The organism is Planctobacterium marinum (assembly GCF_020687805.1).
Lineage (GTDB): Bacteria > Pseudomonadota > Gammaproteobacteria > Enterobacterales > Alteromonadaceae > Planctobacterium > Planctobacterium marinum.
Genome location: NZ_JAJEWQ010000001.1, coordinates 310,654 through 324,499, shown reverse-complemented (window position 1 = coordinate 324,499; position 13,846 = coordinate 310,654). Strand labels below are relative to the sequence as shown.

The window sequence follows — 13,846 nt, the reverse complement described above, 5'->3', positions numbered from 1 at the left end:
CTACGGAAACAAACTGATGTTGCGGTTAAAAATACCGTTAGATTCATATACAGCTTATTGATTTATCTCTCATTTAACCTTTATGTTAATGCAACTATGCAAGACAGTAACCGATCTCCAGACGCAATAAGAGTCGCCACATTTAATATCGGTCTTGACCAGGCTAAACAGCGGGGAGAATTAGCCCAACTGCTTTCAAAGGGTGATTACCCGGCGGCATTAAAATCCGCTGAAATCATTCAGCGTGTGGCACCGGATATCCTTTTACTAAACGAAATAGACGGCAATGACCAAGGCAAGACCTTACAAATTTATCTCGACTTGTATCTGAAACGAGGTCACGCAAACCTGCAAGACTTGGAATACCCCTATATTTATCAACCAGAATGCAATACCGGAGTCAGTGCCGGTATCAACTTCCGAGGCAGTGAGCAACGTCCTGATAAATTTGGATTTGGTCATTATGATGGTCAGTATTGCATGGCATTGTTGTCCAAATTCCCGATTCTGGAATCTCAGATTCAGACCTTCCAACGCTTTCTGTGGAAAGATCTCCCCGGCGCGCTGCTACCGCAATTAGATGGCAAAGCCTGGTACTCTGACGAAGGCATAAAGCAGTTTCGCTTATCTTCTAAAACCCATGCAGATATTCCAGTGAAGATCCACGGCAAGGTAGTTCATGCGCTTATTTCGCACCCAACTCCCCCCGTTTTTGATGGTGAGGAAGATCGGAATGGGCGCAGAAATTTTGATGAAATCAAATTCTGGCAACACTATGTAAACGGAGACCTGAACTGGTTGTATAACGACAATGGGGTACCAAGCTCGGGGTTAAAGGGCAATGACAGGTTTGTTATTCTTGGCGACCTGAACGCTTCCACGGTTGAAGGAGATGCAACCGAAATCAATGGCAAGCGAGCGATCACCGAGTTACTGCACAATCCCAAAGTGGCGCCGGGATTTTCAGAACGCCAGGTAGCGCAACACATTCCTCAGCGAACATGCGATGTGCCTCATAATGCGCAATCTCAATGGTGTCGTTATCATACAGCGGCGTGGAAAATGCGCGCCGATTATGTCATCCCATCCGCGTTTGGCCTGAATATACATAATGCTGGTGTATTTTGGCCTGCCGCAGACAGCGAATTAGCAACACTGGTAAGTGAAGATGAACGTGGCGTGAGTAGTTCCGATCACCGATTGGTTTGGCTGGATGTCACTGTACGGTGACAGGCTGCTGCGTAAATTGGCGTTGCAAATGCGACCTATTACGTTGCTGAATCGCAGATTTTGTACAGAAAATACAACAAAAAATCAGCAAATAAAGTCAATTTTTGTACATTTTCACTTTCAACTGCTGTTTTTTTAACTTATTATTTCGGATTAAGATGTTAATAAACTATTAACTATCTAAACGTTATTAGGTCTGGCATTATCCTGTATGTTAGTAAGATGAAGTAAATACCGATGTTTAATAAAAAGCTTCAAGTTGAAAAAGTGGAAATGGTTAAGAAAATCATTCGCAAGTATGATTATGGTAACTACGAAGCGACTCATAAAGAATGTGTTGAACTAGGTTTGAACGTAAACAGACCCGCCTTAGATCGCTTTGGCGAAAAACTACAGATGTTAGACTCTCAGGCAAAAAGCAAATCAAAATTGCTTTTCGACGAAGTTGAATCCCACTCTCCGACGGCTTCTGCGATTGAAATCACTAAAGAGCCCACCATCGAATTATCTGATCAGGTGACTAAAAGCGACTATGGTCGTTTTGCCAGCCGCTCTGAAGAAATCACCTTTGAATTGGGTGCATTGCGTATTCGCGAGAACGAATTGCTGACAGAGCTCAGCGAAATCAAAAAGAAAACCAGTAATTAAACTCTAAAAGCGCTTTTCCAGGCACAAAACTTTCTTGTGAGCTATAACTTTAATAAAGCCCACCAGAGTTTTAAACCATGGCAGATTTAACGGATACGCTGAGACAATTTAAAAGCACGTTTGATGCCTCTACACCTGCGGAAATACTGGAAACCATCAACCGCAGCTTGTCTTTATTTCAGTCCCACTCGGTGTGCGCTACCTGTCTTCCTGTGGGCAGTATTATGCCAAAGTTCCAGTTAAAGACCTTGTATGATATCCCTTTAAGTAGCGACCATTTAGTTAACGACAGGCCATTGATAATTACTTTTATCCGCGGTGGTTGGTGTCCCTATTGCATGCTTGAAATGCAGGCCTGGCAAAACTATTGCGACAACGCCAATGACACAATTAACCTGGTGGCTATCACGCCTGAATTACCTGAGTATACGTTGCAGGCCAAACAAGACAATAATATCACGTTTCCCATTTTATATGATGAGGGTTTGGCGTTTGCACAAGATCTGGGGTTGATATGGGAACTGGATGCAGAAATGATTGAGTTGCTAAAACGCTGGGAAATCGATCTTGAACAACGCAATAAAGAACAAAATTTCAGACTTCCGGTACCTGCCACCTTCGTAATTGACCAAAATTACAAAATTCATTTTCGATTCATAGAAGAAGACTATACATTGCGTGCTGAACCCACCAAAGTTTTGGAAATTTATCAAAAATTGCTTAATAACCCGACTGACTGAACCATTAACTTAATGTTTTTAAAACAAAATTATATTGGTGAGTGTTTTTTAATCAATGTAGATTTATTCCCATCACATTTAATCCGATTTTAAGGAAATTATGAATTTTGGTGAATTTTTGCCTCATCTATGTTGCAAACAATAACATAATCATCTACTTATAATGTTCTAAACATAACTATTAGCGTCGTTATGATAATCAGGGACACACAAATAAGATTAGTTTCGTTTACAGACGAATACACCAGTTACGCAGTGGCAGAACTTTTAGGCTCGGGGCAAATAGTCACCCGACCCTATGAAACCATCAGTCATGAAGAAGTCGATACCACCTACCCCATAATCTGGTTGGTGTTAGTTAATCAATGGGAAGCGATTAAGTCCCTTGATATTCGCAAATATCATGGCACTAATGAGCAAATCCTGTACCTTATTACCGAGCAAAAACCTCAAATATTGCCGCCATATCTCAGTGACAATACATTGTTTTGGCAGGCCGGCGGTGGTCAACTCATTGATAACCTTAAGTACGCTGAACAGCGTATTTTGCAACGACAGCATTTTTACCCTAAAGAACTGGACGATACCTTTTTACGCCTGAACTTCTATGGCCGTTCGCCAAGTTTTTTAAAGGCTGTCAAACTGATTAAAAAAGTGTCCTGCGCAAATACCAATGTTTTTATTAAAGGGCAAACCGGTACCGGTAAAGAGCTTACCGCCAGAGCAGTACACTATATGAGTGATCGTGCTAATGAAGCCTTTGTGCCAATCAACTGCGGTGCCTTTACTGATGATCTGATTTTAAGTGAACTATTTGGTCACGAAAAAGGCGCGTTTACCGGCGCCCAGAAAAGCAAAACCGGTCTGTTAGAAGTGGCCAATCGGGGAACGGTATTCCTCGATGAAGTGGATAGTCTTTCCCCAAAAGCTCAGGTGGCATTACTTCGCTTCCTGCAGGACAGCGAAGTACGCCCGGTAGGTGGAAGCGATGTAAAAATCGTTGATGTGCGCATCATTGCTGCTTCTAACAAAGAAATGAAGGAGCTGATTAAGGCAAAAGACTTCCGGGAAGATTTGATGTATCGCCTGGATGTATTGCAAATCCCGCTTCCGCCATTGAAAAAACGTGGCGAAGACATTCAGATACTGGCTCAACATTTTCTTTCAACCCTGAGCCTGCAAAGCAACAATCAAATTAAAGTTCTGTCTGCCAATATGATTACAGCAATGCAGGCATGGAACTGGGATGGTAACGTTCGGGAGCTGGAAAACTTCATAAAACGAGCCTGGTACTTAACCGAAGGCTTTATTATTTCCGACACCAGCTTGTTAACCGGATCGAATACAACGGATAACGATGTAATTAATCGCATCAACGGTGATTTGGAGGCTTTTGACGGGTTTCAGGCTGCAAAGGAAGAACTGATCGTGCAATTTGAACGGGACTACCTCACCCGTATTTTAGTCAAAACAGAAGGCAATATTTCCAAAGCAGCAAGAATAGCTAAAAAGGAACGACGCTCCTTTTGTCGGCTGATGGAAAAACACGGCCTGGAAAGAACCCAATTCTCTACCTGAACTAAAACAAGCTTATCTGAAGGCGCATAACATCCTGTTTGCGCTTTTTTGTTGTTTGCTCTCTCTACCATACACTCACTGTTCTTACCCTGACTTCTTGCCCTGACAGTGGCCTCTGAGGCAGCTTAACTGCCACTTAATGCTGTTTCCTTACAATGCGAAATGATCTTTATCACCAACGCCTGAATGGCCGCACCTGATTAAAGGCCGAATGGATAAACCATTCAGTGCTCATTGGGGTCCTATCGCCACAGCAAACCATACATCGCCCAATCATCCCATTAAAGTTCACTCAAACAATTCTGCCTGGCTAAGCCATGCCCAGCTAATCCGTGCGGAAATATCAGAATCCGCCCGGTTGTACCGTCACCAGAGTTACGCTCTTTGTGCAACGACTACGCATAACCGGTCATTTATTAAACATAACCCTGTATTTTTGTATAGGGCCATTGTGCCACGTAGGTCTGTTTCGCCCTAAAAACCCGCCAGCACATACCTTCCTTTACCTGGCGCTGAATTGGTTAATTTTTGCCAGGGCAAACAACCCCTACAGAGAAAAACTGCACATTTCAAATATCTATATATATCAACGACTTAAAAAGTTTTTTAAGTTGGCACGGATAATGCGCTTAGTTTCTGCGGACAAGTCCTATTTTAACGAAACAAGTGGATTACAAAATGGCATCACAACCGGTCAAAGTAGAAAGCATTGCCAAGGACATCAGGGAATACTTCCGAGGCAATCCGCATGCTGGAGATACTGTTGAAGGCATTGCGAGTTGGTGGATAACCAAACAAAGCATGAACAACGCCAGGGATCTGGTTATGGAAGCTCTTGAAATGTTAGTTGTCGAAGGAGAACTACATAAAAGAGTTTATGGAGGGCGCGTTATCTATGTTCGAGAGGCACTACATTAAGTAGCTACGAATTAACGCTTAATTTTTATCAACGGAGGCTAGTCGAATGTCGAATAGCATACAACATAAACTAAGCAGGGTTCGCCCACCTCGGGTACAAATTACCTATGACGTAGAAACGGGCGGCGCGTTGGAGAAAAAGGAGATCCCATTCATCGTGGGTGTTATTGCTCCTCTTTCTGCTAAATCTGATAAAGTTTTACCCCCATTACGGGATCGTAAAATGGTTCAGATTGATCGCGATAACTTCAACAAGGTACTTGATTCAATTGAACCTCGTGTCAAATTCAGCGTACCAAACACACTTCCTGACGAATCAGGCGAACTGTCTGTCAATGTGCCCTTTATGCACATCGATGACTTTGATCCTGTTGTGGTTGTTCAGCGAGTCCCTAAATTAAATGCAATCTACCTTGAGCGCAGTCGCCTTCGTGACTTCACCGCCAAGCTGGATGGCAACGATGGCTTAAACGGCATCCTGTCTGAGCTGTTATCAGACGCAGAGCAAGGTGACGCCATCAAAGCTGCAGTAGCAGGCGCAAAAGAGGCGGTAGAAACGGCTCGAACTGAACGCGCTGCACGTAAACTGGACCAGGCTGCTTATGAGGCCGCAATCCTGGAAGCGTACGCTGCAGAACTGGAAGACGGCAAAGCCATCGCCAGAATGCTTAGTGAAGGCCAGATGATTCTGGAAGATTCGCAAAAGCCCTATGCGATAGAGCTGATTGCTGAATACGTTGAGCAAATCATGGTAAAAGACGATTTGATCCCCAAAGGTGACAATCCGGACTACAACCATGGTGGTATGTTAACTCATCGTATTGCGGAAAAAGACGTCACTATCAGCAAGCAATTAAACCTAATTATTCACCACGATGACTTCCAGACGCTGGAAGGCAGCTGGAGAGGTTTACACTTCCTGGTAATGAATACAGAAACCAACAATAAGCTGAAAATCCGTTTATTGAACGTATCTTATGAGGATCTGTTCAAAGACCTGGATAAAGCGGTTGAGTTTGACCAAAGTGCACTATTCAAAATCATTTATGAAGAAGAATACGGTACTTTCGGTGGCGAACCCTACAGTGTTCTGTTAGGTGATTTCGAATTCGGTCGTACAGCACGCGATATCAAATTCCTGGAAATGATTTCAGGTGTTGCTGCCGCAGCTCACGCACCCTTCATAGCGTCAGCCTACGCGAAATTGTTCGACATGGATGATTTCTCTAACCTTTACAAACCTCGCGACTTAAGCAAGCTGTTTGAAAGTGCGGAGTTAATCCAGTGGCGTTCATTCCGCGAAAGTGAAGATTCGCGCTATGTAACGCTGACATTACCGAAAGTAATGATGCGTTTACCTTACCATCACGAAAACAACCCGGTTGAAGGTATCTACTTCGATGAAGATGTCGCCGTCACACTGGTTGACACTGATGAAGAAGGCAACGCGACGGAGAAAACGCTTAAACAAGTAGACGCGCGTAAGATCTTATGGAGTAACCCTGCATATATCTTAGGCCAACGTATTACTAACGCGTTCTCGTTGCACGGTTGGACAGCAGCTATCCGCGGTGTTGAAGGTGGTGGTTTGGTAGAAGGTCTGCCGGCTTACACATTCGAAACTGAAAGCGGTGATATAGAACTAAACTGCCCGACTCAGGTCGCTATTACAGACCGTCGTGAAAAAGAGCTAAACGACCTTGGTTTCATGGCAATTTGCCACTGTAAAGGCACTAACAAGGCTGCATTCTTCGGTGGTCAAAGTACCAACAAGCCGAAAATGTACCTGACAGATTCAGCAACTGCAAATGCGCGCATCTCATCCATGCTGCCATACGTAATGTCTGCATCTCGATTTGCTCACTACATCAAAGTCATCATGCGTGAAAAGATTGGTAGCTTCATGACGCGTCAAAACGTTGAGAACTATCTGAATACCTGGATCGCGCAATATGTACTTCTGGATGATACGCCGCCTCAACACATCAAGGCTAAGTATCCACTGCGTGAAGCACGTATTGATGTTACTGATGTACCAGGAAAACCAGGCGCCTACAGAGCTACAGTATTCCTGAAACCCCATTTTCAGTTAGAAGAACTATCCACGTCGATTCGACTAGTGGCAGATCTTCCTTCCTGATAACTAGTTAAGAGGAAATCGTTATGGATTTAGTATTATTGAAACCGGGTTTGGAAGACCTTGCTGGCGCCAGCTTAATTGATGGTGAGCTGGTAGACGCAGGTGATGATCTGTCGGGTTGTATCGAGCTGGTATCCATGCACTTTGGCATGAAACAGCAGATGACCACCGATGTGAGTAACGCAGCGCGTACCTCAGGTCGTCCTAACTTAAATGATATTACTGCAGTGAAGTATCTGGATAAAACGTCGCCGCTTTTATACAAATACTGTCTATCTGCAGCACCGATTGATGATGGTTCGGAGCCAACTCAAATCTTTCTTTGCCGCAACGCAAATATGGATGGAGACGGTAACTCAATCATCGGTAACATCATGACCGTGAAGCTGTACAACTGCATGATTAGCTCTGTAGAAGCCCAGTCACATCCCAATGACATGGCTACTGAGCAAATTACGCTTAACTTTACCGATATCGAGTGGACGACTTCGCATCAGGATAGTCAGGCTCAGATCACCGGTAGCTTCGTATACAGCTGGAGCGTGGCGCGTAACAGAGGACCAATGTAATGCGTCGCTTTCTCTTTGATCGGCTTTGTCAGCCAGATCTCAAAATGCCAGAGGATACCTTTGGCAAAATGAGAATCTTGCGGGAGTCGATCAGAGAGGAGCTCCAACGTTTAGTATCGGGTCGCTCCTGGTTTGATGGCATCCAAAAAGGCCACAAAGGGGAAAAATCGATACTTAACTTTGGCATTGATAATCCGGTAGACTATGCAGCCAACAATCAAGACAGTACCCTGTTAATGGAGCAAGTGCTTGAAATGGTTAAAAATTACGAACCACGAATTATCAATCCCAAAGTTAGCCTTACAGGCAACAGAAATCCGTTAAGTCCAAAAAGAATAGCGGTATCAGGTCAAATTAAAGTAGCGGATGTAAGAGAAGACTTTAGTCATACCCTGAGCGTCGCCGGAGTTAAGTAATGAGTCACTCAAGGGACCAGTTAACAGATTACTTTAAATCTGAACTCGCTGAATTGCGCAGTGACGCACTGGAATTTGCACGTGACTATCCAGCGATCGCCGACGAGCTGGCTCTGAATCAAGGCAAATCTCGCGACCCCCATATTGAATTACTGTTGCAGTCATTTGCCTGGATGACCAGTCGTCTGCGCCAGAATATGGAAGCAGAAACCAAACAGCTTCCGGCTATTCTGCTGCAGCAGCTTTATCCGCAATTAGTTTCTTCTATCCCTTCAATGGCCATTATGGAGTGTGACGTTGACGGGTTTTCAGCAGATTTTGACAATGGCTATCAATTTAAAGGTCAACGTCAATTCGAACCAATTAATGTGACTGGTAAGACGGAAGCCACAGCACGCTTAAATCAGTGTCGCTTTTCTTCCTGTCATCCGGTTGATCTGTGGCCGCTGAAAGTCAATTCAATCACTAAGTTCCCCATCAATCAGGAAGATTATGTGCGGAACCACTTTAAAACCGGACAATCAATTATCGACATTAATCTGCTGTCGTCACCAGAAGCCGCAGCTGATGGACTGTTAATGAAATGTCCACTTCGCTTTTTTATCAATCTGGACGATACCGCCAAATATCAGTTTTATAATCTCCTTGCGAAAGGGTTTGTTGGAGCCGTTGTTTACGACGCTAATGGTGAACGGGTGGCAACCCTGAGCAAGGAGAACCTTAAATTCTGTGGTTACGAAGATGACGAGCGCACCATGCCCTGCACCAATCAACAGGACCTGGGTTATTCGCTGTTATTTGACTATTTTCACTTCCCGGAAAAGTTCCTGTTTTTCGAAATCAACGGCATGGAACGGGTGCAGTTTAATCAGTCGTTGCGTCTGATGTTAGTGTTTGATGAACCCATTCCAAAGAATATTACACTCACCAGAAACAGTCTGAAACTGAATTGTATTCCGGTCGTCAACCTGTTCAAAAAAACCACTGAGCCTTTGCCGTTGACTCACAAAGACTATCGTTACAAGTTGTTCCCCAGCCGGGAAAACTACGATTGCCAGGAGATTTATCGCGTAGACAAAGTCTTCTCGATGAACCGGCGTGGTGAGTCAAAAGAGCTTCAGCCGTACTTCTCTATTGTGAAAAGCGATCACAAAGATTCGGACTTTCGCTGGATGGCGCAAACCGAAGCCAGTCACAAAACTAAAACACCGGGAACCGAAACCTGGCTTTCGGTGTTTAGCGAAGCGTTTGTGCGGGACATCCCCATAGGCGAAACCCTGTATGCAGAAACCCTGTGTTGCAACCGTACCTGGAGCGAATTGTTTAATATCGGTCAGGAGTTCACCGTTATTGGCTCTTCGCCAATTAAAACCGCACGCTTGCTGACACGCCCTACCCGGTATCGCTCGCAAAAAGCCAATTCGGAGCATATGTGGAAAGTGCTATCCCATCTGTCGTTGTATTATGTATCATTGACCGATCCTAAGCTGGCACAAGATTCATTAACGTCGATTTTGACCATGTATGCCGGCAAAGATAATAACGTCGCACAGCGTCAGATTGAGAGTATCGAAAACTTCACCGCAGAAAACGATATGTTTCCGGTGCAAAAAAGCGGTTGGCGCGGCTATTACCACGGCGTCAATTTTAAACTCACTTTGTACGGCAGAAAATTTGAGGGCAGCAGCATGATTTTGTTTGGCTCTGTTCTGAACCAATTCCTGGCGCTGTTCGCCCATATCAACTCATTTGTCCGGCTGGAACTGATGGTCGGTAACAAGAAGGTGTATCAGTGGAAACCCCTGAGCGGTCACAAATATCTAGCCTAGATCTGTTACAGGGTCAGGCTGAAGAATTTAATTTTTATCAAGCCATTCGCGTGCTTGAGTGTGTCGTGCGCGAAGAAGAAGGTATCCCACAAATTCGCTTCAAAGCCGTCAATGAACAGGCATTTATGCCGAATTTCATCGCCAACTTATATTCTGATCACAAAGTAACCGAAGTAAAAGTCAATGGCTACGCATTGACTGGACAGCAAGGCCCTCTTCCAGACGTTTACAATGATTTACTGTTAGAGCAAAAATCCAAAGGCAATCGCGGTCCGGAAGCCTTTTTGGATCTGTTTAACAATCGTCTACTGCACCTGCTTTACGATACTAAAAAACGCCTTGATCCGATGCTGTTTAACGACATCAGCATTAACAGTGAATTGTTTAATATCTTGGAATCACTGACAGGACTGGCGACTTTTGACTTGTTTCAACGCCTGCCGATCACCCAGGAAAAACTGCTGACATTTTCCGCCCTGTTAATCGGTAACAGACAAAACTATTCTTCGTTAAAACAAATTATCGAGTGCATGTTTGACTGCAACGTTGAGATCGATCCCTGCAAAGGCGGTTGGCGCAAGCTGCCAGAAGAGTGGCAGACCCGATTGGGAAGTGAAAAAGCGGTATTGGGCTCCGGTGTCGGCCTGGGTAAGAAACACTGGGATAATCAGGCAAAAATCGGACTATTGCTGGAACTTAAAAATATCGACCAGTGCCGACAACTGATGCCACGTGGAAATTTACACGAAGTACTTAAATCCATGTTGGCCTACCTGACCGACGGGCGCTACGAAATCGATGTCCGTCTGAAGTTAGACTGGGAATATTTACCTAAATCACAACTGAGCAGCCAGTCGTCGATGTTCCTGGGGCAATCCAGTTGGTTAAAATCCGATCATGTCACCGGAAAAACCCTTAATTTACCTAAGTTTACCGTAACGCCAACACTCAAAAATCAATTTTGGGGTGCTGTAGCATGAGGTATAATACCGGCACCAATACAACGCAAATCGCTGAAAAAGTCGGTTACACTGACTATCCCGGCACCAGTCGCTCAGACACGCCTCCATCACCCCGCTGTAGCCTGGATTTTTACCTGGAGCTGGATGACGGCACCATCATTGATGACCAGACTTTGCGCTTACAGAATTTTTCCGGTCAGGAATCGTTATCGCAAATGTTCGATTTCAACCTCAACTTGCGGGCCAATACCTTCTTTTCTTCCGGTATCAATAAGCCCTGGGGTAAAGAACTGGCCGGCAAATATGGCACCTTACTAAGCGAAGGTGGCGCCACCTCCCAAACCCTGGATTTCCAAAAAATTCTTGGTGCCAAAGCCTGCATACGTCTGGGAGCGCCAGAAACTGAAAAAGATGTGTTCGAAGGCGAGTACCCTGAAGCGCGTCCGGTGGTTTATTTCAACGGTATTATCACTAATTTTTCCATGGCTGAACGCGGAGTTTATTCCGCCAGTCTGAAACCGGCCGTCTTCAAATTGTCATTGCAAAACAACTACCGGCTTTTTTCTCAAAAAACCATTCTGGAAGTGATCATTGAGATATTGAGCGAGAACAGCATCGACTTCAATAAAGATGAACTGGAAAAGAAACCCTCAAGAGTGGTTCGCGGCTTAGCGGGTTACAGAAAACAGGACTGGTTACAGGCAGGCGAAACAGATTTAGATTTTCTGAACCGACTAATGCAAAAAGTCAGTTTATTCTACTATTTCGAGCACAGTGATAAGAATCATAAGATGATTATCACCGATCAACCCTACTACACCGGGATCTACGCCCGAAAGGTCAACAGTGATGGTAATGTTGAAGAAACCCATGATTTAAAAGAGTTGTACCTGAGCTATACCCATCAGCAAACTCGGGAAAGAGACGACTATATTACGCAATTTAATTATAAACAGAACCTGACGACATCCGGTATTACAACGGTTTTAGCACAAAAAGAAGCGACCTGGGAGTCACAAAATACCGCGATGGCCACACCGGTGTTCATTAATAAAACCAATAAAAAAGAGAAACTGAATATGGAGTTTCTCAACATGGTGCAATACGGCGCTTCTGAAAAAGAAATCAATACGGTAACCGATAACCATATGAACCGTCTGGTGGCTTCGCGGTTTGACTTTTCCGGTTCATCTACCTGCCCGGAACTAAAAGCGGGCCACAAGTTTGTGGTTAAAGAAAAGTACGACGATGATGGCTCCATGCCTATCTGCCCTACTCTGGATGGCCTGGAATTTGTCGTCACCCAGGTGCAACACCAGGGCAGCGCCGCAGGTGATTACTCCAATTCTTTTCAAGCCATGGATGCCAATGGCTTAGCATCGCCGTTTTCCGCACCGCATGAGAACCAGGGCAGTATCTTAGCGCTGGTGGTAGACAATAGCGGACAAACTGATTACGAAGGAAGCTCGGCAAAATACCTGGAAAAAGACGGTTTTGCCTACGATAAAAAAGATTTTCAGTTTGACGACAACGGGCAGCAAAAATTTAACTGTCGTGGCATTTATGTCACCTTTGTCGATGATCCGGATTCGGTTCACTGGGTTAAACTGGCAGAGCACATGCAAACCATACCGGAAACCGGTGCCTGGGTTACCGTGTCACGCTCCCAGGACAACAATGAAATCCCGGAAGTAACGCAAATCATGCAGAACAAGGGCAATAAAGTTATTATGCCCGAGGATTTTACCTGCTCCACCAATGTTGGCAATAACTACAGCACCAGTTACGGCGACAACACCAGCATCAGCTTTGGCGCCAATATTACCACCCCACTCAGCAAAGCCCGAACCATTGTGGAAAAACACCGCAAGAGTGGCAATTACAACAGTGTTAACTATTCAGAAAGCAGCTCTTACGGTTTTTCGGTAACTGAACGCAGTCATTCCATTTCCCGTATGGGTAACGGTCCGGATGCCGGTGATAATCCTGGCGATATGATGAGTTATGTCAATTACAGTGATTCATCAATTTATGGCAATACCTACAGTAAAAACTTGCACATTGGTAAACAAGAGAGTTACTCCACCCAAACAGGAGGGAGTTACAGTGAATCCACCCAAACCGGGGGCTCCGTAAGCGTTTCCACTATCGACACAACTGACAGTACCAGTACCGTTGGCACTTCTACCAGCGTCAGCACAGTGGGTACCTCAAATAGCGTCAGCTCAGTCGGCACCTCAAATAGTACCAGTACGGTTGGTACCAGCAACAGTATGAGTACAACCACCATGAGCAACAGTATTTCCAGTACTGATATGGCGAATGGTGTCGGCATTACCACAATGTCAAATAATGTTTCTGTCACGGATATGTCCAATAGCGTCGGTATCGTGAGCATGTCCACTTCGATGAATTTGACAAGTATCTCCTCCAGCCTGAATCTTACGAGTATGCAAAGTGGTTTATCGCTAACAGGCGTGTCAGACAACCTTTCACTGACCGGCGCCAGTTCGCAACTTTCACTGACCGGAAGCAGCAGTAACTTATCATTAACGGGCTCATCAAGTAGTCTTGGGCTCACCGGCTCAAGCAGCAGTTTGAATTTAACCGGGTCCAGCAGCAGCCTGAACTTAACAGGTAGCAGTGCTTCATTGAATCTTACCGGGGAAAGCTCTTCGTTAAATCTCACCGGCAGCTCAACTGATCTCAATATCACCGGCGGAGGGGCGACACTTACCATAGATAACCGTTCAACGTTATCTATTGAAGGTGCAATTTTAGAAATTCTCAGCGCAGCGAAACTGGTGTTATAACGA

At 44.7% G+C, this 13,846-nt stretch carries 11 protein-coding genes; all 11 read left to right on the top strand.

Translation table 11 applies throughout. The features are described from left to right. Positions 1-96 precede the first annotated feature (96 nt). The 11 genes from LJ740_RS01500 (at position 97) to LJ740_RS01450 (ending at position 13,843) form a co-directional block, all read left to right on the top strand. On the top strand, positions 97-1,230 hold the full coding sequence (locus LJ740_RS01500) for an endonuclease/exonuclease/phosphatase family protein (protein WP_229527279.1): 1,134 nt from the start codon (positions 97-99) through the stop codon (positions 1,228-1,230). Positions 1,231-1,467: 237 nt separating this feature from the next. Beyond that, a complete protein-coding gene (locus tag LJ740_RS01495; protein ID WP_229527278.1) occupies positions 1,468-1,878 on the top strand; it encodes a hypothetical protein in 411 nt (136 codons plus the stop codon). A 77-nt stretch (positions 1,879-1,955) separates the two neighbouring features. Next, complete coding sequence (locus LJ740_RS01490; protein WP_229527277.1) at positions 1,956-2,618, top strand: peroxiredoxin-like family protein; 663 nt, start codon at positions 1,956-1,958, stop codon at positions 2,616-2,618. A 255-nt stretch (positions 2,619-2,873) separates the two neighbouring features. Beyond that, on the top strand, positions 2,874-4,196 hold the full coding sequence (locus LJ740_RS01485) for a sigma 54-interacting transcriptional regulator (RefSeq protein WP_229527276.1): 1,323 nt from the start codon (positions 2,874-2,876) through the stop codon (positions 4,194-4,196). 678 nt (positions 4,197-4,874) lie between these two features. Continuing rightward, the gene (locus tag LJ740_RS01480) at positions 4,875-5,114 is read left to right on the top strand and encodes a hypothetical protein (RefSeq protein WP_229527275.1); all 240 of its coding nucleotides are present in this window, start codon (positions 4,875-4,877) and stop codon (positions 5,112-5,114) included. A gap of 46 nt (positions 5,115-5,160) precedes the next feature. After that, positions 5,161-7,254, top strand: coding sequence for a type VI secretion system contractile sheath large subunit (tssC, locus tag LJ740_RS01475; RefSeq protein ID WP_229527274.1), 2,094 nt, complete (start codon positions 5,161-5,163; stop codon positions 7,252-7,254). 23 nt (positions 7,255-7,277) lie between these two features. Beyond that, a complete protein-coding gene (locus tag LJ740_RS01470) occupies positions 7,278-7,823 on the top strand; it encodes an Hcp family type VI secretion system effector (protein ID WP_229527273.1) in 546 nt (181 codons plus the stop codon). Then, the gene (locus tag LJ740_RS01465) at positions 7,823-8,239 is read left to right on the top strand and encodes a GPW/gp25 family protein (protein ID WP_229527272.1); all 417 of its coding nucleotides are present in this window, start codon (positions 7,823-7,825) and stop codon (positions 8,237-8,239) included. The genes LJ740_RS01470 and LJ740_RS01465 overlap by 1 nt, the downstream gene beginning before the upstream one ends. Continuing rightward, positions 8,239-10,068, top strand: a complete 1,830-nt coding sequence (gene tssF / locus LJ740_RS01460; protein ID WP_229527271.1) for a type VI secretion system baseplate subunit TssF — start codon at positions 8,239-8,241, stop codon at positions 10,066-10,068. The genes LJ740_RS01465 and tssF overlap by 1 nt, the downstream gene beginning before the upstream one ends. Further along, complete coding sequence (gene tssG, locus LJ740_RS01455) at positions 10,032-11,048, top strand: type VI secretion system baseplate subunit TssG (RefSeq protein ID WP_229527270.1); 1,017 nt, start codon at positions 10,032-10,034, stop codon at positions 11,046-11,048. The genes tssF and tssG overlap by 37 nt, the downstream gene beginning before the upstream one ends. Beyond that, the gene (locus LJ740_RS01450) at positions 11,045-13,843 is read left to right on the top strand and encodes a contractile injection system protein, VgrG/Pvc8 family (RefSeq protein ID WP_229527269.1); all 2,799 of its coding nucleotides are present in this window, start codon (positions 11,045-11,047) and stop codon (positions 13,841-13,843) included. Before tssG ends, LJ740_RS01450 begins: the two co-directional genes overlap by 4 nt. Positions 13,844-13,846 lie beyond the last annotated feature (3 nt).

Coding starts and splice junctions, on each gene's coding strand:
- LJ740_RS01500 (WP_229527279.1), top strand. CDS start 97: ATGCAAGACAGTAACCGATCTCCAGACGCAATAAGAGTCGCCACATTT.
- LJ740_RS01490 (WP_229527277.1), top strand. CDS start 1,956: ATGGCAGATTTAACGGATACGCTGAGACAATTTAAAAGCACGTTTGAT.
- tssF (WP_229527271.1), top strand. CDS start 8,239: ATGAGTCACTCAAGGGACCAGTTAACAGATTACTTTAAATCTGAACTC.
- LJ740_RS01465 (WP_229527272.1), top strand. CDS start 7,823: ATGCGTCGCTTTCTCTTTGATCGGCTTTGTCAGCCAGATCTCAAAATG.
- LJ740_RS01470 (WP_229527273.1), top strand. CDS start 7,278: ATGGATTTAGTATTATTGAAACCGGGTTTGGAAGACCTTGCTGGCGCC.
- LJ740_RS01450 (WP_229527269.1), top strand. CDS start 11,045: ATGAGGTATAATACCGGCACCAATACAACGCAAATCGCTGAAAAAGTC.
- tssC (WP_229527274.1), top strand. CDS start 5,161: ATGTCGAATAGCATACAACATAAACTAAGCAGGGTTCGCCCACCTCGG.
- LJ740_RS01495 (WP_229527278.1), top strand. CDS start 1,468: ATGTTTAATAAAAAGCTTCAAGTTGAAAAAGTGGAAATGGTTAAGAAA.
- LJ740_RS01480 (WP_229527275.1), top strand. CDS start 4,875: ATGGCATCACAACCGGTCAAAGTAGAAAGCATTGCCAAGGACATCAGG.